At 60.6% G+C, this 23,788-nt stretch carries 27 protein-coding genes, 1 tRNA gene and 1 riboswitch; of the genes, 4 read left to right on the top strand and 24 right to left on the bottom strand.

The window, feature by feature from the left end; genetic code table 11:
* The first annotated feature begins 85 nt into the window (after positions 1–85).
* The gene (locus tag INT12_RS20375; RefSeq protein WP_017844866.1) at positions 86–613 is read left to right on the top strand and encodes a DUF4142 domain-containing protein; all 528 of its coding nucleotides are present in this window, start codon (positions 86–88) and stop codon (positions 611–613) included.
* A 92-nt stretch (positions 614–705) separates the two neighbouring features.
* Here INT12_RS20375 and INT12_RS20370 read toward each other — a convergent pair whose 3' ends face one another.
* From INT12_RS20370 to INT12_RS20260, 23 genes are all read right to left on the bottom strand, one after another.
* On the bottom strand, positions 706–1,206 hold the full coding sequence (locus tag INT12_RS20370; protein WP_046490294.1) for a methylated-DNA--[protein]-cysteine S-methyltransferase: 501 nt from the start codon (positions 1,204–1,206) through the stop codon (positions 706–708).
* Between the two features lie 224 nt (positions 1,207–1,430).
* Entirely contained in the window at positions 1,431–1,817 is a 387-nt protein-coding gene (locus tag INT12_RS20365) for a type II toxin-antitoxin system HicB family antitoxin (RefSeq protein ID WP_193039721.1), read from the bottom strand.
* Between the two features lie 76 nt (positions 1,818–1,893).
* A complete protein-coding gene (locus tag INT12_RS20360; protein ID WP_126585689.1) occupies positions 1,894–2,199 on the bottom strand; it encodes a DUF6482 family protein in 306 nt (101 codons plus the stop codon).
* A gap of 23 nt (positions 2,200–2,222) precedes the next feature.
* Positions 2,223–2,747 (bottom strand): DUF3833 domain-containing protein, encoded by a 525-nt coding sequence (locus tag INT12_RS20355; protein ID WP_017844870.1) that lies wholly within the window; start codon positions 2,745–2,747, stop codon positions 2,223–2,225.
* Between the two features lie 348 nt (positions 2,748–3,095).
* Positions 3,096–3,332, bottom strand: coding sequence for a thioredoxin family protein (locus INT12_RS20350; protein ID WP_124527258.1), 237 nt, complete (start codon positions 3,330–3,332; stop codon positions 3,096–3,098).
* Between the two features lie 19 nt (positions 3,333–3,351).
* Positions 3,352–4,389: a permease gene (locus INT12_RS20345; RefSeq protein WP_193039720.1), complete on the bottom strand. Its 1,038-nt coding sequence runs from the start codon at positions 4,387–4,389 to the stop codon at positions 3,352–3,354.
* 27 nt (positions 4,390–4,416) lie between these two features.
* On the bottom strand, positions 4,417–5,496 hold the full coding sequence (locus INT12_RS20340) for an ArsO family NAD(P)H-dependent flavin-containing monooxygenase (RefSeq protein ID WP_193039719.1): 1,080 nt from the start codon (positions 5,494–5,496) through the stop codon (positions 4,417–4,419).
* 229 nt (positions 5,497–5,725) lie between these two features.
* On the bottom strand, positions 5,726–6,148 hold the full coding sequence (gene arsC, locus INT12_RS20335) for an arsenate reductase (glutaredoxin) (protein WP_058410998.1): 423 nt from the start codon (positions 6,146–6,148) through the stop codon (positions 5,726–5,728).
* A 20-nt stretch (positions 6,149–6,168) separates the two neighbouring features.
* Entirely contained in the window at positions 6,169–6,882 is a 714-nt protein-coding gene (gene arsH / locus INT12_RS20330) for an arsenical resistance protein ArsH (RefSeq protein ID WP_017844875.1), read from the bottom strand.
* A gap of 47 nt (positions 6,883–6,929) precedes the next feature.
* Entirely contained in the window at positions 6,930–7,400 is a 471-nt protein-coding gene (locus tag INT12_RS20325) for an arsenate reductase ArsC (protein WP_007247285.1), read from the bottom strand.
* A 16-nt stretch (positions 7,401–7,416) separates the two neighbouring features.
* The gene (locus INT12_RS20320) at positions 7,417–8,700 is read right to left on the bottom strand and encodes an arsenic transporter (RefSeq protein ID WP_017844876.1); all 1,284 of its coding nucleotides are present in this window, start codon (positions 8,698–8,700) and stop codon (positions 7,417–7,419) included.
* 24 nt (positions 8,701–8,724) lie between these two features.
* The gene (locus tag INT12_RS20315; protein ID WP_017844877.1) at positions 8,725–9,081 is read right to left on the bottom strand and encodes a metalloregulator ArsR/SmtB family transcription factor; all 357 of its coding nucleotides are present in this window, start codon (positions 9,079–9,081) and stop codon (positions 8,725–8,727) included.
* Entirely contained in the window at positions 9,078–9,500 is a 423-nt protein-coding gene (locus tag INT12_RS20310) for an arsenate reductase ArsC (protein WP_017844878.1), read from the bottom strand. Before INT12_RS20310 ends, INT12_RS20315 begins: the two co-directional genes overlap by 4 nt.
* A gap of 540 nt (positions 9,501–10,040) precedes the next feature.
* Positions 10,041–10,114, bottom strand: a tRNA-Gly gene (locus tag INT12_RS20305).
* Between the two features lie 238 nt (positions 10,115–10,352).
* A complete protein-coding gene (locus tag INT12_RS20300) occupies positions 10,353–11,237 on the bottom strand; it encodes an alpha/beta fold hydrolase (protein ID WP_193039718.1) in 885 nt (294 codons plus the stop codon).
* A gap of 304 nt (positions 11,238–11,541) precedes the next feature.
* Complete coding sequence (locus INT12_RS20295; RefSeq protein WP_017844881.1) at positions 11,542–12,234, bottom strand: pseudouridine synthase; 693 nt, start codon at positions 12,232–12,234, stop codon at positions 11,542–11,544.
* Positions 12,234–12,446, bottom strand: coding sequence for a cysteine-rich CWC family protein (locus INT12_RS20290; RefSeq protein WP_046384387.1), 213 nt, complete (start codon positions 12,444–12,446; stop codon positions 12,234–12,236). The genes INT12_RS20295 and INT12_RS20290 overlap by 1 nt, the downstream gene beginning before the upstream one ends.
* Positions 12,447–12,505: 59 nt before the next feature.
* Positions 12,506–16,129, bottom strand: a complete 3,624-nt coding sequence (gene uca / locus INT12_RS20285; protein ID WP_193058986.1) for an urea carboxylase — start codon at positions 16,127–16,129, stop codon at positions 12,506–12,508.
* 232 nt (positions 16,130–16,361) lie between these two features.
* Positions 16,362–16,991 (bottom strand): urea amidolyase associated protein UAAP2, encoded by a 630-nt coding sequence (locus INT12_RS20280; RefSeq protein ID WP_046384385.1) that lies wholly within the window; start codon positions 16,989–16,991, stop codon positions 16,362–16,364.
* Between the two features lie 9 nt (positions 16,992–17,000).
* Positions 17,001–17,726 (bottom strand): urea amidolyase associated protein UAAP1, encoded by a 726-nt coding sequence (locus INT12_RS20275; RefSeq protein ID WP_017844885.1) that lies wholly within the window; start codon positions 17,724–17,726, stop codon positions 17,001–17,003.
* Entirely contained in the window at positions 17,723–18,487 is a 765-nt protein-coding gene (locus INT12_RS20270; protein ID WP_046490324.1) for an ABC transporter ATP-binding protein, read from the bottom strand. The genes INT12_RS20275 and INT12_RS20270 overlap by 4 nt, the downstream gene beginning before the upstream one ends.
* A complete protein-coding gene (locus tag INT12_RS20265; protein WP_193039716.1) occupies positions 18,484–19,299 on the bottom strand; it encodes an ABC transporter permease in 816 nt (271 codons plus the stop codon). The genes INT12_RS20270 and INT12_RS20265 overlap by 4 nt, the downstream gene beginning before the upstream one ends.
* A 12-nt stretch (positions 19,300–19,311) precedes the next feature.
* A complete protein-coding gene (locus tag INT12_RS20260; RefSeq protein WP_046384382.1) occupies positions 19,312–20,379 on the bottom strand; it encodes a putative urea ABC transporter substrate-binding protein in 1,068 nt (355 codons plus the stop codon).
* A gap of 60 nt (positions 20,380–20,439) precedes the next feature.
* Positions 20,440–20,541: riboswitch (guanidine-I (ykkC/yxkD leader) on the bottom strand.
* A 313-nt stretch (positions 20,542–20,854) separates the two neighbouring features.
* Between INT12_RS20260 and INT12_RS20255 the strand changes: the two genes are divergently transcribed.
* On the top strand, positions 20,855–21,202 hold the full coding sequence (locus INT12_RS20255; RefSeq protein ID WP_017844889.1) for a hypothetical protein: 348 nt from the start codon (positions 20,855–20,857) through the stop codon (positions 21,200–21,202).
* 154 nt (positions 21,203–21,356) lie between these two features.
* Entirely contained in the window at positions 21,357–21,791 is a 435-nt protein-coding gene (locus INT12_RS20250; RefSeq protein WP_017844890.1) for a DUF3757 domain-containing protein, read from the top strand.
* Positions 21,792–21,794: 3 nt separating this feature from the next.
* Here INT12_RS20250 and INT12_RS20245 read toward each other — a convergent pair whose 3' ends face one another.
* A complete protein-coding gene (locus INT12_RS20245) occupies positions 21,795–22,907 on the bottom strand; it encodes an enoyl-CoA hydratase/isomerase family protein (protein ID WP_017844891.1) in 1,113 nt (370 codons plus the stop codon).
* A gap of 136 nt (positions 22,908–23,043) precedes the next feature.
* Between INT12_RS20245 and ung the strand changes: the two genes are divergently transcribed.
* Positions 23,044–23,736 (top strand): uracil-DNA glycosylase, encoded by a 693-nt coding sequence (gene ung / locus INT12_RS20240; RefSeq protein ID WP_017844892.1) that lies wholly within the window; start codon positions 23,044–23,046, stop codon positions 23,734–23,736.
* Positions 23,737–23,788 lie beyond the last annotated feature (52 nt).

The raw sequence follows: 23,788 nt of genomic DNA, 5'->3' as shown, positions 1-23,788 counted from the left end.
TTTCTAAACCTTTGCGGCGGTTAAAATTCGAATTCAGAGCGGGGCGTATGTTCTCGCACCTATTTTTGCCCTGGAGGAACCCATCATGAGCCGCATGGCTATCCGGTTACGCACCGCCAGTTTCGCGATGCTGCTGGGCCTCGGCGCCAGCAATGCTTTCGCCCAGTCGCCGGCTGAATTCATCGAGCAGGCTTCGGCCAAAGGCATGGCCGATATCGAAACCAGCCGCATGGCCCACGCCAAGACCTCGTCCCAGGAAATCAAGGACTACACCATCGAGGTGATCAACGAGCGCACCCTGGCCAACCAGCATCTGGCGGCCATCGCCAAGAAGCTCGACCTGCCCGTGGCGCCGCGCGAGAAGATCGTCGACAAAGCCGAAACCCTCATGCCCGAGCTCAAGGACGGTGATTCCTTCGATGCTGCCTACACCGCGCAACAGGTCAAGGAAAACGAAGACGCCATCGCGCTGTTCAAGCAGGAAGGTGCCGCGTCGGATGTCCCGGAAATAAAAGCGCTGGTGGATGAGACGCTGCCCAAGCTGGAAGAGCGTCTGCAAAAGGCCCGCGCCCTGGCATCCACCTACGGTAAAGGCCGTCAAGGCGACGGTTGAGGCTTGCACTCGATATGCAAAACGGCGGTTGGCGCCCATCCAACCGCCGTTTTTTTATGCCGGGTTCAAGTCGGTCCTGGTCGCCGGCGCACTCAGAACCGCAGTTCCGCCTGGCCTGTGCCTTCCAGTGCGAGCAGATACTGCTTGGCCGCAAGCCCGCCGGCAAACCCGGTCAAGCCGCCCGATGCGCCAATGACCCGATGGCACGGCGCAATGATCGAGATCGGATTACGCCCATTGGCCGCGCCCACGGCGCGCACGGCTTTCGGGTTGCCGATCTGCTGGGCGATCTGGCTGTAGCTGCGGGTTTCGCCGAAGGGGATGGTCAGCAGTGCCTGCCAGACTTGTTTCTGAAAGTCGGTGCCGGTGAAGTCCAACTCCAGCTCGAACCGATGACGGGCACCGGCGAAGTATTCCTGCAACTGGCGCTCGGTTTCCAACAGCACGGGGTTGTCTTTCACTTCGCGCAATTCCCCCAGGCGTACACGGTTCGCGCGCTCTGTTTCCCATAGGATGGCGCTGAGTTTGCCATGGCGGGACACCAGGGTCAGTTCGCCGACGGGGGAGGGCATGAGTGTGTATTCGTAGGCCATCAACGGGCTCCTCGGAGAACGGACGTAAAAGGGTACAGCGCTACGGTAGTTCCATCGACCTGGAGGAAAACTACGTTTCTTGCGGTCAAATTCCGCCGACTGGGCGTTCCAGTCGAGGCATTCAGAAAAATAGCGAAACCCGGTGATGTGGAGAAGCGCCATGAGCAGTGAGGCGGATGGGGCGACATCCGCCGGAACGAGTCTGTCGGCGCATTCAGATGCCGCTATCGATCCTGTTGCAGCACCTTGAGCGCTGCGGACGCGAGGAACCCCGAACGGCTTTTTTTCTCGGGATGGTGCAGTACGTATTCATCGATACGATTGAGCAAATAGCCTGGCAGGGTGATGTTGAGTTTCTGCGCCTTGCCCAGGTATTTGGTGACATCGATGTCCACCACTGCCCACATGCAACCAGCGTACTTGGGGTTGGCTGCATGCAGGGTGACTTTCTGCGCGCTGGGAATCGGCGCACCGTCTTCGGCGAGAATTTCGAAGTGGCCTTCAATCGCTTCACGGGCCATGGCCGTGGCGTCGTCCAAGTCGTCACCGACGAAGTAGCAACCAGGAATGTCCGGGACTTCCACGCCCCAGGCATGTGACAGAAGCGGCACAGGATCGCGTGCGATAGGTTTCCCTTTCCAGGCCACCCATACCAAGGGGAAGGCCAGCCAAAGAATGAAATGCACCCTAGAAGGACTGGGCCAACGTAAACGGAATACGCAACGCACCGATGGGGTCTTCACGGGTACCGCACATTTCATCGTGGACGCAGTGCTGCACCAGCACACAAGGAAACGCCGGAACCCGTTGCAACAGGTCGCGCAAATGCGTGGTCGAGCCGATACGCATCGGTTTCGCATCCTCGTTCAGCAGCGTCATCGCCGTATGCTCGAGCCTGACGCGCGCGATGTAGAAACCGCCCTCCAGCGACAGCAGCTCCAGCTCGCGTATCTCACCCTTCACGGCCAGTTCGGTCAGCATTTGCATGTTCATGATTCAGCCTCGCAGTGGGTCGTTCATTGGCGACGAAAGAACAGCGTGACCTGGCCCCATTCGACGCCAAACTTGGACATGCTCGACCGGTTGATCAACGTGTCTTCGTCCATCAAGTACATCCAGTCGTCAAAACTGACTTCGTAGACCGAGCCATCCACCGCCAGGTTGAGGCGGTAGCGCCAACGCAATGCGTTGCCGGCCACCTCGCCAATCGCCTCGCCGACCACATCCCCCGCGCGCCCGCGCCAGCGCCCGGGGCCATCCGGTGTCAACGTCCACACCCGCTGCTGACGCGTGCCATCGCTGTAGAGAAAACGCTCGTCGAGAATTAACGCATCGCCCTCGCGTCGGCTGGCGATATCTACCTCAAAGCGCTTGGCCACTTCCCCCGAACGCTTCTGGAATATGCCCCAGGCCTTGACGGGTTTGCTGAAGAAACGCTCCAGGTCCAACTGCGGTTGCTGGTCGGCATAGTGGTCGACCTCTACGTTGCCGCAGCTGCACAGGCTCAATACCAGAAGCAGTGAAACCAGTAGGCGTGCCATGGACCGGCTCCTTGATCGAGTGGGGCGGGGTGCTGAGGTTCAAGGACTGATAGTTGTACAAAAATATTGTTTTGTACATGTTTTGCGGTGTTTATTTTGAAGGCTTCCGAGGCTTTGAAGCGCCCGACTCTATATTTCACTCATAAAACCGGCCACCAAGGACCGGTTTTTTACATCCCCCGTCAAAACCATCCTGACGCGAGACCAATATCTGAGTGGAGCGGGTGAAGGGAATCGAACCCTTAATGGACAAGGAGGTACGAAGGTTGTGTAGGTGTGTAGGTAGGCGAGCTGCGTTCTCAGCCAGCAGCGGTCACCCCACTGTGGCCTGAGGAGCCTCTAGTCCCTCTAAGCGCTGAGCCACTCTTCAACCTTGTCACGGGTCGGGATGCCCCCTGAGTGAACAACCTTTCCATCAATCACAACACTCGGGGTGGACATGACCCCGTAGCTGACGATCTGTTGCATGTCTTCGATTTTTTCCAGCTTTACGGGGACGCCTTTCGCACTCGCCACTTGTTCGATGATGGCGACTGTCGATTTGCATTTTGCACAACCGGTGCCCAGAACCTTGATGTCTTTCATAAAAACCTCGGTAGGTGGATTACAAAGCGAAGTTGAAGACGTAACCAACGATGAGAATGCCGACGGCGACGACCCCAATGAAGGTGGCTATCAGGCGAACTTTAAGCACCTTGCGCAAAATCACCATCTCCGGAAGAGATAGAGCGATGACACTCATCATGAAGGCCAGCACAGTGCCCAGTGCCGCGCCCTTTGCGAGTAGTGCCTGCACAATGGGGATGATGCCTGCCGCATTGGTATACATGGGGATGCCGATAAGAACCGCGAGCGGAACCGACCACCAGGCTTCCTTGCCCATGAAACTGGCCATGAAATCCTCTGGCACATACCCGTGAATGCCCGCGCCAATGGCAATACCGGCGAGGATGTAAGGCCAGACTTTTCCGACGATTTCACGCACGCTGCCAAACCCGGCACTTATCCGCTCATACAGGGGCATGCGGGTGTCCCCGGCAGTTGCCTGGATCCTGGGCATGTCACGAACCCAGTCTTCCAGATAGGCCTCCATTTTCAGGCGGCCAATGACCCAGCCAGACACAATCGCAATAAACAACCCTAGGCTGAGATACAGCAACGCAACTTTCCAGCCGAACAAGCCAAGCAGCAGTGTCAGCGCGACCTCATTCACCATGGGCGCAGAAATGAGGAAGGAGAACGTTACCCCCAGGGGCACGCCAGCTTGAACAAAACCTATAAAAAGAGGAACGGCTGAGCACGAGCAAAATGGGGTAAACACACCGAGCGAGGCCGCCATGACATTGGCCGTGCCCTCGCTTCGCCCTGCCAATATTGCGCGGGTGCGTTCAGGCGTGAAGTGGGAGTTGAGCATGCCCATCAAGAACACGATGCCAGTCAACAGCATCAACACTTTGGGCGTGTCGTAGAAAAAAAACTGTAACGCGCCTCCAAGGTGGCTATTTCGATCAACCGGAAGCGCTGCGACCAAAACCTCTGAAACAGGTATCAGGGCTTCATACAATCCGAACCAGACAAGCGCTGCAACCGCTAAAAACAGGCGGGGATTGCGCTCCGGCCAGCGCACGATCATTTCATTCATGTCCTCTACTCCTGGGGTGTAGGCGCACTAGGCCACGGACGGCTCGTCAAGATAGGTCGCGATCTGATTGACTGTGCTGCGTGCTGTGCGTGTTACACCGATCAGTGTGGCGGAAGCCGAACCTGTCCACTCGCCATAGCCCACCAGCCATAGTCTTGGTTCCAGGATCGAGTGAGTGCCGTCGACCTCAACACGACCTTCAGTGTCGATCACCCCCAACGAATCAAGATGCTGAAGTGCGGGCCTGAATCCGGTACACCAGATCACTACATCCACTGCAGATTCGGAGCCGTCGGCCCACGTCACACCGTCGCGAGTGAAGCGTTCAAAAGGGCGTACAGACTTGAGAACTTCACGCTCACGGGCGTCTACAACTGGCGGCACCATGACAATGTCTCCCAACCCGCCGACGGGCTGATCAATGACACGCCCCTCCTGCTGAGCTTTCAAGCGCTGAGTGGCACGTTCGAATAGCACCCGCCCATCCACTTCATCAGGCAAAAACACCGGCTCAGTAGGCGTCACCCAAGTGGTCTCAGCGACCTTGGAGACTTCTGCCAAAATCTGCGCTCCTGAATTGCCACCACCCACCACCAAAACCTTCTTGCCAGCAAACGCTTGTGCATCGACATAGTTCGCGGAATGCAATTGCCGACCGGCGAATAACTCGGCATCAGGGTAGTGAGGGATATACGGATTGCTCCAAGTGCCGGTAGCGCTGATTACAATCTTGGCATCCCAATACTTGGCGTCAGAACGCACTCGTAAGCCAGACTCTATACGCTCTACAGAAACGGCCCGAACCGGGCGCTCAACCGGGAATTGATAGCGCTGCTCATATTGGCTGAGATAGTCGATCACATGATTTCGCGTTGGATACCCTTCCTGCGCAGGAGGCATCATCCAGCCTGGGATCGAACTCCAAGTGGACGGGGAGAATAAACGCAGCGAGTTCCAGCCATGCCGCCATGCACCACCGGGCTCTTCCTCGGCGTCGAGGATGACAAACGACAGTTGAGTTCGGCGCAGAAAATACGCCACTGCCAAAGCTGACTGCCCCCCGCCAATAATGACTACGTCTAGTTTGTCACGGGCCGAATGAGTCATGGGGGGGAAACCTTAAGTCGATGCTGAACTGTCGCCAGTATAGAGACCCAAGAACGAATCCAATCTGATCTCGATCATCTGTTGAACATGCTAAAGCTGCCATTGGCCAGCCGGCAATTAGGCCTCATGCAAACGGTGAGCGCGGATTGGCCACCGCCAATGACCACTGCATCAAATTTCGAGTTTTGATTCACCAGCATCCCTCCAGGCCCATCTGCTTCACATCCGTTTAAACCCTACGGCCATTCTCATCAATGACGACTTGTCCGTCTTCTTTGACGAAGCTGCCGCGCTGCTCTTGCGGCAGAAGGTCGAGGACTGCCTCTGACGGACGACACAAGCGTGTCCCCAAGGGCGTCACGACGATGGGGCGATTGATCAGAATGGGGTGAGCCATCATGGCATCGATGAGCTGGTCATCAGTAAGTGACGTATCACCGAGTCCCAGCTCCTCGTAGGGAGTGCCTTTGATACGAAGCAGGGCCCGCACCTCGATACCCATATCCTTGATCAACCTGACAAGCGTGGTGCGGTCAGGTGGGGTCTGTAGGTACTCGATAACAGTCGGCTCTTCTCCGCTGTTGCGGATCAGCTCCAAGGTGTTGCGAGAGGTGCCACATTGCGGGTTGTGGTAGATCGTTATCTGACTCATACAGTTTCCTCGCGGTGACGTTAAATGGAGCGCTGGTTGACGCGCTTGGACAGCTCTTCAGCGGACTCTTTACGCTCGGAGTAGCGATCAACCAAGTAGTCCTGGCGACCCCGCAACAGCAGCGTGAACTTCATTAGCTCTTCCATCACGTCCACCAGTCGGTCGTAGTACGAGGACGGCTTCATGCGGCCTACCTCGTCGAACTCGGTGAACGCCTTGGCCACCGAAGATTGGTTTGGGATGGTGAACATCCGCATCCATCGACCCAGTACGCGCAGCTGATTGACCACGTTGAAAGATTGCGAGCCGCCGCAGACCTGCATCACAGCAAGGGTTTTGCCTTGCGTAGGTCGTACAGCGCCAATCGCCAGCGGAACCCAGTCAATTTGGGCTTTGAATACTGCACTCATCGAGCCGTGACGCTCAGGGGAGCACCACACCTGCCCCTCAGACCATTGCATCAGCTCGCGCAGCTCAGCGACCTTGGGATGTGTATCGGGAGCGTCATCCGGCAGCGGCAGACCCGATGGGTCAAAGATCTTGGTTTCAGCGCCAAACTCATTCAGCAGGCGTGCCGCCTCTTGCGTGACTAACCGGCTGAAAGAGCGCTCTCGCGTCGATCCGTACAAAAGCAGAATTCGAGGCTTATGGAGTGACGGTGTACGCGGCTCCAGTTGCTCCAACGACGGAATGTCGATCAGGTCGGTGTGTACGTTCGGCAATGTATCTTGCATATAAACTCCTACCACGGCGCCGGCTAGGACGCCGCCTCGGTTGATCTTTAAAGCGAACCGATGCGGTTCAGTTCAGCTTTCAGTTGGTCAGGGCTCATGGTCTTGAGCGGCAGTGCAAGAAACGCACTCACGCGTTCGTGAATTTTGGCCAGTGTGGCTTCAAACGCTGCGGTGATCTCGGCTTCCGACCCGCTAGCCTCAGACGGGTCGGCCAGCCCCCAATGCGCCTTCAAAGCTGGCCCAAAGAAGATTGGGCATGCTTCACCCGCTGCCCGGTCGCAGACAGTGATCACGATGTCTGGAGGCGAGCCTTCAAAAGCATCCGAAGCCTTGCTGCTCAAGCCCACCGTAGAGATACCCGCCGCCTCAAGCGTTTGCAATGCCCGTTGATTCACCCGGCCACTGGGAAAGCTTCCTGAACTGACGGCTTCTACACCCTCGGGCGCCAAGTGGTTGAAAAGCGCCTCGGACAGAATGCTGCGGCAGCTGTTGTGGGTACACATGAACAAGACTTTCATCAGATGATTCCTTGATTCAGAAACTGAGGCGCAGTGCCAGGGCGGACAATGTGGCGACGAGGATGGGCACGGTCAGCACGATCCCGGTCTTGAAGTAGTAACCCCAGCTGATCGTTATGTTTTTCCGGGCCAGCACGTGCAGCCACAACAGAGTGGCCAAGCTCCCAATTGGGGTGATCTTCGGGCCCAGGTCGCAGCCGATGATGTTGGCGTAAACCATCGCTTGCTGGACTACACCATCGACTTCGGCGGCATGAATGGATAAGGCGCCTACCAGAACGGTGGGCATGTTGTTCATGATCGATGACAGCAGCGCTGTTAGCAGCCCTGTACCCAGGGACGCGCCCCAAACGCCATAACCGGCGAACACGTTCAGGATTTGCGCGATGTGGTCGGTCAGGCCGGCGTTCTTCAGGCCATACACAACCAGGTACATACCCAAAGAAAAAATCACCACCTGCCATGGCGCCTCTTTGAGCACCTTGCTTGTGTTGATGGCGTGACCACGAGCCGCGATGACATAGAGAATGAACGCACAGACCGCTGCAATGGCGCTGATTGGTACCCCCAATGGCTCAATGACAAAGAAGCCGATCAGGAGTAGTGCCAGCACCCACCAGCCGGCTACAAAAGTGGCCCGGTCGTGGATTGCCTCGTCCGGATTGTCCAGTTGGTTGAGGTCATAGGTCTTTGGTAAATCTTTGCGGAAAAACCACAGCAGCATGGCTAATGTCGCCGCCACGCTGACGATGTTTACCGGCACCATGATCGAAGCATATTCGTTGAAGCCGATATCGAAGTAGTCGGCAGAAACGATGTTGACCAGGTTGGAAACCACCAGCGGTAAGCTCGCCGTATCGGCGATAAAACCGGCGGCCATGACGAATGCCAAAGTAGCCGCAGGAGAAAAACGCAACGCCAGCAACATCGCGATCACAATGGGTGTGAGGATCAATGCTGCTCCGTCATTGGCGAACAGGGCCGACACCGCTGCGCCCAGCAGGACGATAAATGCGAACAGCTTGCGGGTGCTCCCGCCTCCCCATCGGGCCACATGCAGCGCAGCCCATTTGAAAAAGCCTGCCTCATCAAGCAGCAAACTGATGATGATGACCGCAATGAACGTCCCGGTAGCATTCCAGACGATGCGCCAGACCTCGGGTATGTCTGCAAGAGTAACGACGCCTGCCAGCAACGCCACGATGGCACCCAACGTGGCACTCCAACCAACTCCGAGCCCCTTGGGCTGCCAGATGACGAGTACGATGGTGGCGATAAATATCAATACGGCAATCAGCATTTTGTTAATCCGGTTGGGCGTGAATCAACTGCACACGGCCTGATTGATCGGACGGTCGTTCATAGCGCACAGGCGTTTAGTCTCGGTTTCCAGCCATTGCTGATTGGCGTCTACGACTTCTTTCAAAACCGCAGTTACCCACGCAGGCAAATCGGGATTCAGGCGGTAGTACACCCACTGACCCTGGCGACGATCCATCAGCAAGCCTGCTGAACGAAGCAGCGCCAAGTGACGAGAAATTTTGGGCTGATTCATCTCAAGAGCGGCTGTCAGCTCGCAGACACATAACTCGCCTTCACTCACGACGAGCATCGTAATTTTGGTTCGGGTGTCGTCTGCCAGGCACTTGAATAGCGTGATGGGGTTCATGGGGTCTGTCATAGATCCTCCAAGTGTTTGGTCTTAAGCAAAACGAAGAGCTTGATGCGCTCGTGGATGTTGTGGAGCGTGTGGCGAAATGCGCCGGGATCATCGCTATTTACTGGGTCAGGAAAGTCCCAGGCAATGACTTCACCTGCGCTGGGCATTGGTAGGCACTCGCTTGCGGATTTATCACAAAGAGTGATTACGTAATCGAATCGATCAGCTTGAAACTCGCTGATGGACTTGCTGCGCAGGCCCGTTGCATCGACTCCAACTGCCTCCAATGCTTGAGTCGTGCGCGGATCAACCTCAGACGGTTCGGATCCTGCGCTGAAGGCCTCGAAGCGCGGGTCGGTGTGCCGCAGCAAAGCCTCTGCAAGCAGGGAGCGGGCTGAGTTGGCAACGCATACGAAAAGCACTTTGATCGCAGGGCTCATGGTTGAACTCGATGTATATGGAAAATCGAATATACGCTTTAGCGAATATTCGGTAAAGCGAATATGATGAATGCTGCTTCGGCTTGAGCCGTAACAGTCCATGTAAAGCGGCATAAAGGAGATAAAAGCATGGAGAGGAAGATGATGATCCAGTCCACGGAGATAGCCAGAGAGCAATGGCAACGCTTTCGCGCTGCGTTGGAATCTGCTGACCTTCCAGCAGACGATATTGATCTTCCAGGCCGAACCTTTTTTGAGTTCACACGATGGCTTTGGTCTGATGCGCGGCGTAGTTAATCTATGATTTCCTGCCTCATGCAGGTCTCACTGCCTAGCGCGTATTCACCGTGTCCGATAGTTGACCGTTTGGCGTGCGTTTTCAGAGTTTCTTTATTCACAACCTAATGTGATCGCGGATGGTCGTTCATTGGCACGGAGGGGAGGGGCTGTGCGATTGGAAAGTAGGTCGGGATGGAGGGAATGCTGATCAGGGATGAGGGGAGGGGCAATCCATATTTGCTGGGGCGTGGTGCTGTGTTGTGGAGCGGGTAGAGGGAATCGAACCCTCAACTAAAGCTTGGGAAGCTTTCGTTTTGCCACTAAACTATACCCGCATTACACATATTTCTTTGCTCACAAAACGGGGTGTCCTATTAGAACCCTCGTTATCAGCTTGGGAAGCTGGAGTAATGCCATTATACGACACCCGCTCAGAGCGGCTGACTTTGTACCAGATGTGCGCCGCGATTTGAAGTTTTTCTTTGAGAAATGTGCAGGTTGCGCGTGTTTGCGTAGGCGGCGAGCCGACCGACTGTAGGAGCGGGCGTGCTCGCTCCTACAGTCGGCTGTGTTTCAGAGCGCAAAGGCATGCTGCGCCTGGCCCTGGTGATAGCGCAATCGGTGGGTCTGCCGCGCGGGCTTCAGAAAGCCGACCACGGCGTCGCGGCTGTCGCGGCTGGCCGCTTTGTGCTCCATGTCCAGAAAATGCCCGGTCGCCTGGATCGTGCTGAAGCTGCTGTTTGGCACGTATTGCCCGAACAGCTGGGCATCCTCGGCGCTGGTGTATTCGTCCCATTCACCGTTCATGAACAGCACCGGCACGGTGATCTGGCGTGCGGCCTTGAGGTAGCACAGCCGGTCGCTGTTGAGTACGTGGCTGATGTGGAAGTGCATCTGCCCGTATTCGTGCTCGGCCAGGCTGCTGACGTGGCGGTAGTTGAAGCGCTTGAACAGCGACGGCAGGTGTTTGCCGATGGTGCTGTTGACCAGGTGGCCGACGCGGTCGCGGTCGAGCTTGCCGAGGTAGTCGACGCCGCGTTCGAGGTAGTCGCGCATGGGCGCGTTGATCACCGGCGAGAACGAGCTGATCACCGCCTTTTCCACGCGGCGCGGGCGTTGGGCGAGGGCGACGAGGGTGGCGGCGCCGCCCCAGGAGAAGGACAACACGTGTTCGGCGGCGAAGTGGTCGATGAGTTCCAGGAGGATCTGGCCTTCGACTTCCTTCGTCAGCATCTGCTCATGGCGGTTATGGATTTTGGAGCGACCGGCGTAGGGCTGGTCGTACAAAACCACGTTGAACTGCGGGTACAGGCTTTTCACGGTTTGGGCGAAGGAGGCCGTGGTGGCCATGGAGCCGTTGACCAGGATGATGGTCTTTTCAGCCGCGTCCGCGCGATAGAACTCCGTGTAAACCCGATACTGACCCTGTATATCCAACACAGCGATTTCTGGCCTCATGTCGTAAGACTCCTGGCAAGCGGGTAGGGCGCGCAGATCACTCTGCACGAGCTTTGTGACAGGTAGGCATACGCCTTGAAGATGAGCGCCCATGTCGCGCCGATGACGGCTGGCCGACGGGTGTTACCAGGGCGGGTTGTTTGCCGGGAAGGCCCGTGGATCAAGCGCGGGCGCGGCAAGGTGTTTCTTGGAGGTTATAGGCGACTCGCCAGTCATCTTTTGGCTGACGTTTTGATTCAAGCAGTCGGTTCGGGATGTCGCAAGTCGCAGGGATGGGTTTTAGCCATCACCGGCCGAACGGTCGTCAGACCTGGCGGATTTCATCGGCGCTCAACGCTCGATACTCACCGGGCGCCAGCGCGTCATCCAACGCCAGCGGCCCCATGCGTTCCCGATGCAAGCGCAGCACCTTGTTGTCGAAGTGCCCGAACATGCGCTTCACCTGGTGATAGCGACCTTCGATGATGCTCAAGCGTGCCAGGCGAGGCGCCAACAGCTCCAGCTGGGCCGGTTGAGTCGTCAGGTCTTCAAACGCGAAATACACGCCCGCCGCGAAGGTGGCGGCGTATTCCGCGCCGATCGGTTGTTCGGTCTCCACCAGGTAGACCTTGGGCAGTTTGGTCGTCGGTTGCGTCAGGCGCCGCGACCACTGGCCGTCGTTGGTGATCAGCATCAGCCCGGTGGTGTTGAAGTCCAGGCGGCCGGCGATGTGCAGCTCGTCCTTGTCCGGTTCGTCCAGCCAATCCAGCACGGTCGGGTGCTGGGGATCGCAGGTGGCGCTGACGCAGCCCTGGGGTTTGTGCAGCATGAAATAGCGCGCCGGTTTACCCGCCTGCAGCACCTCATCGTCCACGCACACCCGGCTGAATTCGCGCACCTCGTGGTGAGGATCGCTGACGGGCACGCCATCGACGCTCACCCGCCGTTCCACCAACAGCAGGCGCACTTGTTGGCGATTGAAACGCGGCAGGTTGCTGAGGAATCGATCAACCCGCATTACAACGGCTCAGCCCCGCGCAACTGTGCATCGACCTGGGCACAGCGCGGGCACAGGCAGGCCTGGTTGCGCAATGCATCGGGCAGGGCTTCGAGCACCGCCGGGTCGATGGTGACGCTGTAGCACCAGCAGGTCTGGTCGGCGGTGCGCGGGTCGGCCAGGGTGCAGTCGTTGCGGGCGCCGCAGGCGGGGCAGAGGGTGGCTGTGGTCATCGTTCGGTTCAGGCTGGATCGGGCAGGGCGCCGAAGGTCCCTGCACGATACAGCGCCGCTCAGTCCCGTTCCAGCACCACGACCCGCTGGCCGGCGCCAATCGCGCTGCCGGGCTGCACGGTGATTTCCCGCACCACTGCGGCGAACGGCGCCGGCAGCGCGATCTCCATTTTCATCGACTCCAGCACCACCAGCACATCGCCGGCCGCAACGCGTTCGCCCACCGCCACCCGGACCTGCCACAGATTGCCCGCGATATGGCTGTCGATGCTGTGCTCGTTGGCCTTCAGCGGCGTGTCCTGCGCGAGCGGCGCTGGCGCTTCCTCGCTGTCGAAGTGCGCCTGGCCGCTGGCGATCCAGCGTTCGCGCTCGGCATTGAACGCCTGTTGCTGGTGCTCACGAAACGCATCGATACCGGTGGCTTCACGCGCCAGAAAATCCTGGTAGTCCGCCAGGTTCAACACGCTGTCCTCGATGTGCAACGCAAAGCGCCCCAGCGGAAAGTCCCGACGAATCTTTACCAGTTCTTCGGCACTCACCGGGTAGAAGCGGATCTGGTCGAAAAACCGCAGCAGCCACGGTTTGCCGTCGAAGGCCGCGACTTCGCGATAGCGGTTCCACATCTGCAACGTGCGCCCGACGAACTGATAGCCGCCGGGGCCTTCCATGCCGTACACGCACAGATACGCGCCGCCGATGCCCACCGAGTTCTCGGCGGTCCAGGTGCGGGCCGGGTTGTATTTGGTGGTCACCAGGCGATGACGCGGGTCCAGCGGCGTGGCCACCGGGGCGCCGAGGTAGACATCGCCCAGGCCCATCACCAGATAGCTCGCTTCGAACACGGTGTGGCGCACCGCGTCGAGGTCGGCGAGGGCGTTGATGCGGCGGATGAACTCCAGGTTGCTCGGGCACCACGGCGCGTCCTTGCGCACGGTGGTCATGTATTTGTCGATGGCCAACTGGCACGCCGGGTCATCCCAGGACAGCGGCAGGTGGACGATGCGCGAAGGCACTTGCAGGTTGGGCGTGGCGCACACGGCCGTCCATTCGCCGCTGATCAGCCCCAGCAGGTCGGCCAGGGGTAATTGTTCCGGCTGGTAGTGGACCTGCAGCGAGCGGATGCCCGGCGTCAGGTCGATCACGCCGTGCCGTGCGTGGGTTTCGAGGGCCTGCATCAGCGCGTGGGCGCGAAAGCGCAGCACCAGGTCGAGCTCGGGCGCGCCGATTTCCAGCAGCAGGTGGGTGTCGCCGGCCAATCGGGCAACCAGACGCGTATCTTCCTGGCCGATATCCAACACCACAGGCGCCGCGGGCCACTGTGGGCGCGGGCTTGCTCGCGATGGCATCGCCTCGGTGTTGCTGTGAGCGCGCGTCGCCTGCATCGCGGGCAAGCCTGGCTCCGGCATTTGATCCCATTTCAGCGCGAGATCGCGGGCGGTCTCGAGGTTCACCGCTTCGAAGCGCAGTTTGTCGCCGGCCTTGAGTTGCCCGAGTTGCCACAGGTCGGCTTCGATCACCGTCACCGGGCACACGAACCCACCCAGGCTCGGCCCGTCCGGCCCGAGGATCACCGGCATGTCCCCGGTGAAATCCACCGCGCCGATCGCATAAGGGTTGTCGTGGATATTCGACGGATGCAGCCCGGCCTCGCCGCCGTCGGTGCGCGCCCACAATGGCTTGGGGCCGATCAACCGCACGCCGGTGCGGCTGGAGTTGAAATGCACTTCCCACTGTGTGGCGAAGAAGGTGTCGATGTACTCGGGCCGGAAGTATTCCGGCGCGCCGTGGGGGCCATAAATCACCCGTAGCGTGCGGACCTGCGCCAGCGGTTGTGCGATCAGTTGTTGCCCTGCGGTGACGTCGACCAGCGGCAACAGATGCAGCACGTCGCCCGCGCGCAACGCGCGCCCGCCATGCCCGCCGAACTGGCCCAGGGTGAAGGTGCTTTGGCTGCCCAGGTAATCCGGCACTTGCAGCCCGCCGCGCAGGCACAGGTAACTGCGCGCGCCGGCCCCGGCGAGAGTGCCGAGGCTCAACCGCGATCCGGCTTCGATCCGCAGCGTGGTGTTCATCGGCACGGGGTGATCGTCCAGCAGCAGCGGAATCTCCGCCCCCGTCACCGCCACCACGGCGGCGCAGTTGAAGCGCAACAGCGGCCCGCTCATGGTGATCTCCAAGGCTGCCGCGCCTTCGCGATTGCCCAGCAGACGATTGCCCAGGCGCAGCGCGCGGCTGTCCATCGGCCCCGACGGCGGTACGCCCACGGCCCAATAACCGAGGCGTCCGGGATAATCCTGCACGCTGGTTTGCGTGCCCGCGCTGAGCACTTCGAACGTGTGGGCAACGTAGACCAGATCTTCCAGGCAGCGCGTCCACGGATGGCCACCGGCAAAGGGCGCGGCCAGCAGGATCTGGCGCAGGTAATCGCGGTTGGTTTCCACGCCGTAGAGCTGGCTGTCGCTCAAGGCGCGATGCAAATCCAGGCGCGCCTGTTCGCGGGTGGGCGCCCAGGTGATGAGCTTGGCGATCATCGGGTCGAAGTACGGCGGGGTCTCACAACCGGCTTCAACCCAAGTGTCGATGCGCAAGCCTTCGGCCTGCGGAAAATCCACGCAGGTCAACAGCCCTGGGCTCGGCTGGAAATCGCGGCCTGGATCTTCCGCATACAAGCGTGCCTGGATCGCATGGCCCTGGGGCTTCAACGCCAACTCACTCAATGGCCGCATGTCTCCCGCCGCCAGTTGCACCATCCAGCGCACCAGGTCCACGCCCCACACCTGTTCGGTGACGCCGTGTTCCACCTGCAACCGCGTGTTCACTTCCAGGAAGTAGAAGCGACTGTCTGCGCTATCGAAGATGAATTCCACGGTGCCGGCGCTGCGGTAGTTGACCGCCTTGGCCAGGGTGATGGCGGCCGAGCACAGGGCCTCGGCCATGCCTTCGGGCAGGTTCGGCGCCGGGGTTTCTTCGAGGACTTTCTGGTTGCGCCGCTGCACCGAACAATCGCGCACGCCAAGGGCGATCACCTCGCCCGCGCCGTCGCCGAACACCTGCACCTCCAGGTGGCGAGCGTGCTCGATGTACTTCTCGATAAACACGCCGGCATCGCTGAAGTTGTTCTGGCCCAGGCGCTTGACGGCGTCGAAGCACTCGTTCAACTCCGCGGCGTGGCGGCATACGCGCATGCCGATGCCGCCGCCGCCGGCGGTGCTCTTGAGCATGACCGGGTAGCCCACGCGGTCGGCGGCGAGCATGGCGGCGTCGAGGTTGTCGAGCAGTTCGCTGCCTTCGAGCAAGGGGAGGTGGTGTTGCTTGGCCAGCGCCCGTGCGGTGTGCTTGAGGCCGAATACGCGCAGCTGTTGCGGGGTCGGCCCGATAAAGGCGATGCCAGCGTTTTCGCAGGCTTGCGCGAAGGTGGCGTTTTCCGAGAGAAAGCCGTAGCCGGGATGAATCGCCGTGGCGCCGCTGGCCTTGGCGATGGCGAGGATTTTGTCCACCGCCAGGTAGGTGCCGGCCGCGGCGCCTTCACCGAGGCTGTAGGCTTCGTCGGCGTGTTGGATGTGCAGGCTGGCCGCATCGGCTTCGGCGTACACGGCGACGCCCTTTACATGCAGCTCGCGCAAGGTGCGCAGGATGCGGCAGGCGATGGCGCCACGGTTGGCGATCAAGAGTTTTTCGAACATGGCAAAACCCTGCGGGCCGTCCCGCAAAGTGAAGGAGCACTACGGTCGTCCGCAGTGCATGTCGTGAGTGTGGGAGGGGGGCTCCCGATGGTGGTGAGCCAGTGGGTGCGTGTTTGGCTGACTTGCCGCCATCGGGGGCAAGCCCCCTCCCACAGGGTTCAGCGGTTTTGAAGACACTGCCCGGCTCGGGCCTGGCAGAGTGCAAATAACCAACTGCGCAAGCGCTTGAGTGTCAGTTCCATACGAGTAACTCCGCAGGCGTCGGGTTGTAGGCGTTGCACGGGTTGTTCAATTGCGGGCAGTTGGAGATCAGCACGATCACGTCCATCTCGGCGCGCAGGTCGACGTACTTGCCGGGGGCGGAAATGCCGTCTTCGAAGGTCAACCCGCCGTCGGCCGTGACCGGCACATTCATGAAGAAATTGATGTTCGGGCCGATGTCGCGTTTGCCCAGGCGACCGTCATGGGCGCAGGCCCGCAGGTAGTTGTCGCGGCAGCTGTGCATGTAGCGTTTTTCCAGGGCGTAGCGCACGGTGTTGCTCTCTTGGGCGCAGGCGCCGCCGAGGGTGTCGTGGCGCCCGCAGGTGTCTGCGACGAGGGTCAGCATCGGCTGGCCGAGGTTGGAATAGAGCACGCTGCCGGCGCCCAGGTACACGCTGTTCTGGCGGCGCAAGGTGCGTTGCACGTCGTAGCGCTCGCGCGGGTTTTTCACGCTGTAGAACAGCGTGTCGACCGCCTGGTTGCCCTCCAGGTCAAGGATGCGCAGGGTCTGTCCGGCCTTGACCTCCATCAGCCACGGCTCGCCGGCGGGAATGGTGGCGCGGTACACCGCCGTGTCGGGTTGTTTCAGTGCGATAGACATGGCAGCTCCTCAGGCGAACAGACGGTCGGTGTTGATAAAACCGCGCGCGTTTTCCGGGCGCGAGGTGCGGCAGTGTTCGGCGACGCTTGGGTCGGCGTTCATCCAGCTCAGTTTCAGCGGTTGGGGGGCGTAGTCGGGGTTGGGGTCCATCGGATGCTGCAGCGCGGTGAGCACCACCAGGGTGTCCATCGGTGCGTAGAGTTCGATGTAGTCGCCCGCCTTGGAATTGCCCGGCACGAAGTGCAGGCCACCGTTGTCGTCCACGCTGACTTTGCTGAACAGGTTGAGGGTCATCAGCAGGTCGGACAGCCCCAGGCCCCACTTGCCCAATTCCACCAGCAGGTTGTCGGTGCCGTTGCGATAGAAACCGTTGCGCAGTTCCTGGTAGCGCCCCTGGCCGTACTTCTCGGCCACCTCGGCCGCGCACAGCACGCCGCCGATGCTGTCACTCCAGCCGCAGGTGTCGGCGGTGATGGCGGCCAGCACGCGGCCCATGTCCGAGTACAGGCAATGGCCGCGGGTGAGCTTGGCGGTGTGTTGGCATTTGAGGCTGTCGGGCAGGTTCAGGCGTTCGGTTTTTTCGTTCGCGTTGAGCAGGGTCAGGCTGACGTTGGCGCCGCCGCGCAGGTCGGTGAGGCGCAGCAGTTGGCCGCGCTTGAGCACGAAGGAACGGTGGCCGCCGCCGGGCAGTATTTCTTCGGCGAACGGCGGGAACAGTTGAGTCGAATCGGTCATTTGGAAGTCGCTCCAAGTTCGGCGGCGAGCGCCTTGCGCCGCTCGCTGTTCAAAGGGATGTCGTAGGTGATACGGGCGCCATAGGCGCCGGGGGCGTGGGGGTCGACGCGGACCTTGTCGAACACCAGCAGGCGCGTGCCGAGGCTGAAGCCTTCGCTGAGGTCGTGGGTGACCATGAACACCGTCAGCCGGGTTTCGCGCCACAGCTCCAGCAGCAACTGGTGCATGTCTTTGCGGATGCCCGGGTCGAGGGCGCCGAAGGGTTCGTCCAGCAGCAATACGCGCGGTTTCATGATCAGGGCCTGGGCGATGGCCAGGCGTTGTTGCATGCCGCCGGAGAGCTGCGCCGGGTACTTGTCCAACGCGTGGCCGAGGCCGACTTTGTGCAGCAGCGCGGCGGCCTGTTCGCGCGCGGCTTTTTTGGCTTTGCCGAACAGCCGTCCGAGCAACGGCGCGCGCGGCAGTTCGAGGCCGAGGGCGACGTTGTCGAGCACGCTCAGGTGCGGGAACACCGAGTAGCGCTGGAACACCACGCCACGGCTGGCATCCGGTTCGCCGGCCAGCGGTTGGCCGTCGAGCAGGATGTGGCCCTTGCTCGCGGTTTCCTGGCCCAGCAGCAGGCGCAGAAACGTCGATTTGCCGCAGCCGGAGGTGCCGACCAGGGTGCAGAATTCGCCCTCGGCGACCTGCAGATTCAAACCCTCCAGCACCACCTGATCGCCGTAGCGCTGCCACACATTGTTGACGCTGATAAAGCTCATGCCCGCGCTCCTTCGTACCAGGGGAACGCGCGCCGGGTCAGGGCCTTGAGGCCCCAGTCCATCAGCCAGGCGAGCAGGGTGATCCACACCACGTAGGGCAGGATCACGTCCATCGCCAGGTAGCGGCGCACCAGGAAAATCCGGTAGCCCAGGCCGTCGGTGGAGGCGATGGCTTCGGCGGCGATCAGGAACAACCACGCCGAGCCCAGCATCAGCCGCAGCGAGATCAGCAGGCGCGGCAACAGTTGTGGCAACACCACGCGCAGCATCAGGGTCCAGGTCGACGCGCCGAGGGTCTGTGCCTTCACCAGCAGTTCCACAGGAATTTCGCGTGCGCGCTGTTCCAGGTCGCGGGCCAGGCACGGGGTGACGCCGATGACGATGAGCATCACCTTGGACAATTCCCCCAGGCCAAACACGATGAACAGGATCGGCAGGATCGCCAGCGGCGGCACCATCGACAGTACCGTCAGCAACGGCGACAACGGCGCGCCGAACAATGGCAACGTCCCGGCGGCGATGCCCAGGCACAGGCCGGCGAGGGCACTGATGCCCAGGCCGAGCGCGAGGCGGCGCAGGCTCGACGCGCTGTCCTGCCACAGCACGTATTCGCCGGTGCGGCTGTCGGCGCTGAATGCCAGGCGCTTGACCGCCTCGAACATTTGCCCGGCACTGGGCAGCAGTTTGTCGTTGGGGTTATCCGCCAGGCGCTCGGCCGAGCCCACGAAGTAGGCGAACAGCAGCAGGGCGAACGGCAGCAGCACCAACAACAGGCGGCTGGAGCGGTCCGGGTGACGGTTGATCAGGCGCATGGCCGGGTCCTCTTACAACGTGCCGTCGGCGGCCATCTGCACGTAGCGGGGGTCGAACTGCAGCTTGAGGTTGGCTTTGTCGCCGCTGGTCACGCCATTGGCGAAGCTCATGCCCACGGCGCTGGTGTCCTTGGCCCCTTCGCCGAGCAGGCCGTGTTCAAACGAGAACTCGGCGACCTTGCGCATGGTCGCTGGCAGCTGCGCGCTGGTGGCGAAGGCCAGGGCTTCCTTGGGCGTGGCGAACAACTTGGTGGTGTCCAGTTGCGACTGGAACCCCTTGAGGTCTGTGCCCGAGGCCTTGGCCATGTGTTCCAGGGCTTCGCTGCTGGCGGCGCCTTTGGCGTTCATCAGGGCGACCACTTCGAACCAGGCGCCGGTGAGGGCTTTGCCCAGGGCCGGGTTGTCTTTGAGGGTCTGGGTGTTGACCACCATCATGTCCATGATTTCGCCGGGCACTTTGCTGGAGTCGAACACCTGGGTGACGCCGGGTTTGGCGTTGATCGCAGAGAGCATCGGGTTCCAGGTCGTCACCGCTTGCACCTGGTCGGTGTTGAAGGCGGCGGCGATGTCGGCGTCGGAGGTGTTGACCACTTTCAGGTCTTTTTCCGTCAGGTCCGCCGACTCCAGCGCGCGGGCCAGCAGGTAGTGGGACACCGACAGTTCCACCAGGTTGACGTTCATGCCCTTGAGGTCGGCGACGGTCTTGCCGCTGCCTTTGATCACCACGCCATCGTTGCCGTTGGAGAAGTCGCTGACCACCAGCGCGGTGCTGTCGACGCCACCGGCGGCGGGGATGGTCAGGGCGTCCATGTTGGTCATGGTGCAGCCGTCGAACTGGCCGGCGGTGTACTGGTTGATGGACTCGACGTAGTCATTGAGTTGCACCACGTCGATGGTGATGCCGTACTTCTTGGCCCACTTGTCGAGGATGCCTTGGCTGCCGGCGTACTCCCACGGCATCCAGCCGGCATAGATTGTCCAGCACACGCTGAAGTGGTCTTTGACGGCGGCCTGGGTCTGGACGCTCAGCACAGCGGCAAAGGCGGCGGCGAGCAGGGCGGGTAAACGGATTGAGGGCATGGGGCTTCTCCAGTTGATCGAGGGCGAGCAGGAGCAACGCGGCACCGTGAACGGTGGCTTGTCTCCCGGGCTTTTATCCCGCCGTGTAACCTCAACTGGAGGTCGCCGACTCTCGGACCAGCCACTCGCGTTTCGCGAGCCGGAACCCTAGTCAGCCATTGCAAATTGTGGTGCCGCGAACCTGTGATGAATCCTGCACGCAAGAGGCTAAGCGAGAGTCATGCCAAGTAGGGCGCGGGCGTGTAGGTCGCGGGTTTGCGCGCAACGCCCGACGCTTGAGTGCGTGCGGCTGCGTTGCAGTGGTGCGCCGTCGCACTGCAATGAGGCATTCGGCTCGTCCGAAACAGATGTTTCAGTCTGTGTCGAAATCGCACCAGTTTCGCTTTTTGATGTCAGATATTTCGTCATTCAGCAAAAGTTGAATGCCGCCCCCCAGCGTCGCTGGCGGTGCTCTTTCGCGGTCCAGGAGGCCGCCATGTATCGACGACTGCTTCTTATCGCTGTGCTCGGTCTATCCCTTTCTGCGTGCGTGCCCTATTACGATGGAGGCCCAGGTTATTACCGTTCCGAGGTCTATACCGCGCCCGCGCCGGTGTATTACTACGGCGGCGGCCCGGCGTATCAATATCGGCGTGGCTATTACCCGGCGCCGCGTTACTACGCGCCGGCGCCGCGTTATTACCAGCCGGTGCCACGTTATTACCAGCCGGCGCCCCGCATGGGTTACCGGGCTTATCCAAACCAGGGTTGGGGGGATCGCTGGGGCAATGGCGGGCACGGTCGCGGTGGCGATCGTGGCGCTGGTCGCGGCGGTCATCGTTGACCGCGCTTGAAGGCAAGCGGCGCAGGCAGCGCCGCTTTTTCGTAGCATTTAGCAGTACTGTCAGATTTAACAGCTATCGTTTGGGTTTCTAGTGCATTCAACTGGAAGCGGCCGTTGCGCCTCTTTGACCGCCCAGTGAGCGAAGGAACCCCCGATGATCAGACAATTGATGTGCGTTTTACTCCTCATGGTCGGCGGCGTTGCACACGTGCAAGCGGACCAAGGCTGCCCTTATTCCTCGGCAATCAAGTACGTCGATGGCCACTTCCAGGCGACGGCGGGAACACTCGTCTGGCAAAGCCCGAAGATCGGCTATCGGGACTTTGTCGACCAATTTATTGGCGCCATTTTTACCCCGGGCAAGGAACAGGATCGGGAAAACGGCTATGTAGACAAGTGCAGCTACCTGACCGGTGACGGTCAGAGAGTGGACTTGCGGTACAGCAAATCGGCAGAGGTGGAGACGATGTCGCTGACCGGTACTTTGCATTGGCACCTTGCCAGCGACCCCTTCGGCCTGCCGGTGTATATCTGCCAGGACAGTCAGCCGGACAATTGCGCATTCACGGTTAAAAAGCCAAAAAACTGACTGTCAAAAGTAGGAAAAATCCGCGAGCGGATGGCGGCCTTCCCAGGCTTTGTTGAAATGCGCCTGCACCACGGCCTGCGGAATGGCATTGATATCCGGCCAATGCCAATGAGGCTGCTGGTCTTTGTCGATCAACCGCGCGCGGACCCCTTCGCTGAATTCCGGGTGACGGCAGCAATTGAGGCTCAGGGTGTATTCCATCTGGAACACCTCGGCCAGCGACAGGTGGCGGGCGCGCTGGAGCTGTTCCCACACCAGGTGCGCGGTCAGCGGGCAGCCTTCGCTGAGGGTCTTGCCGGCACGGCTGAGCAACGGGTCGGCGTGCTCGCGCAACGGGCTCAAGGCCCGCCAGGCACTGCGCACGTCACTGACATCCAGCCACTCATCGATCTGCGCCCGGCGTGGTAGCCATTGCGCTTCGGGTTGCTGGTCGATGGCTTCCTGGGCCAAGGCCTTGAGCAGGCTGTTGAGCTGCATCGCGGTCTGTTCCTGCCAGTTCAGTTGCAACAGGCCTTCGAGCAGTTCGTCTTGCTGGTCGTCGCGCATGAAGCGGTCGGCCAGGCCCAGATCGAGCGCGTCGCGGCCGTTGATGTGCGCGCCGGTCAGGCCAAGGAACAACCCCAGTTTGCCCGGCATGCGTGACAGGAACCAACTGGCGCCCACATCCGGGTACAGGCCGATGCTGATCTCGGGCATGGCCAAGCGGCTGCTGGGGGTGACGATACGCACCGAGGCGCTTTGCAGCAGGCCCATGCCGCCGCCCAGCACATAGCCGTGACCCCAGCAGATCAACGGTTTGGGGTAGGTGTGCAGGCGATAGTCGAGGCGATATTCCGCGGCAAAAAACTGCGCGGCCAGCTCCGGCACGACGCCGGGTTGTTCACGGCAGGCCATGGCCAGGCTGCGCACTTCGCCGCCGGCGCAAAATGCCTTGGGGCCCTTGCCGCGCAACAGCACGCAGACGATGTTCGGGTCTTTGGCCCAGGCGTCCAGGCGATCGCCCAGGGCCAGGATCATCGGCAGGGAGAGGGCGTTGAGGGCCTTTTCGGCGTCCAGGCTGGCGATGCCGATGCGCGCGCCGCCGCTGCCGGTCAGCTCTTCGAAGTGCAGGTTCATCGTGACCTCAATCGGGAAGGTGAAGGTTGAGTATGATCCCTTCATGGGAAAGTGCCGGTTGTGTGTCAGATCAATTGACAAGCGGGGTCGGCTTTCCTAGGGTTCGCCTCATTCTTTTTTACAAGACCAGTCAATCATGAGCGAAGGCGACCGTATCAAACTCGAACCCAGCTGGAAACACGCCCTGCGCGATGAGTTCGAGCAGCCCTACATGGCCCAGTTGCGTGAGTTCCTGCGCCAGGAACACGCGGCCGGCAAGGAGATCTACCCGCCTGGCCCGCTGATCTTCAACGCGCTCAATTCCACGCCGCTGGACAAGGTCAAGGTGGTGATCCTCGGCCAGGACCCCTACCACGGCCCCGGCCAGGCCCACGGCCTGTGTTTCTCGGTGCAACCGGGCGTGCCGGCGCCGCCGTCGCTGGTCAATATCTATAAAGAGCTCAAGCGCGACCTGAATATCGACATCCCCAACCACGGTTGCCTGCAAAGCTGGGCCGACCAGGGCGTATTGCTGCTCAATACCACCATGACCGTGGAGCGCGCCAACGCCAACGCCCATGCGGGCAAGGGCTGGCAGTTCTTTACCGATCGGATCATCGAAGTCGTCAGCGAGCACCAACCGCACCTGGTGTTCCTGCTGTGGGGCGCGCATGCACAGAGCAAGCAGAAGCTGATCGATGCGACCAAGCATCTGGTGCTGACGTCGGTCCACCCGTCGCCGTTGTCGGCATATCGCGGCTTTCTGGGCTGCGGGCATTTCAGCCGCACCAACAAGTTTCTTGAGCAGAATGGCGAGACGCCGATTGATTGGGTGTTGCCACCGGTCTGAACCATTCGCTGCGATGTGTCACCCGCTTGATTCGCAGCGCGCGTGGCTAACT

This window comes from Pseudomonas sp. K8 (genome assembly GCF_014889455.1).
GTDB classification, from domain to species: domain Bacteria; phylum Pseudomonadota; class Gammaproteobacteria; order Pseudomonadales; family Pseudomonadaceae; genus Aquipseudomonas; species Aquipseudomonas veronii.
This window is presented reverse-complemented; position numbering and strand designations above follow the sequence as displayed.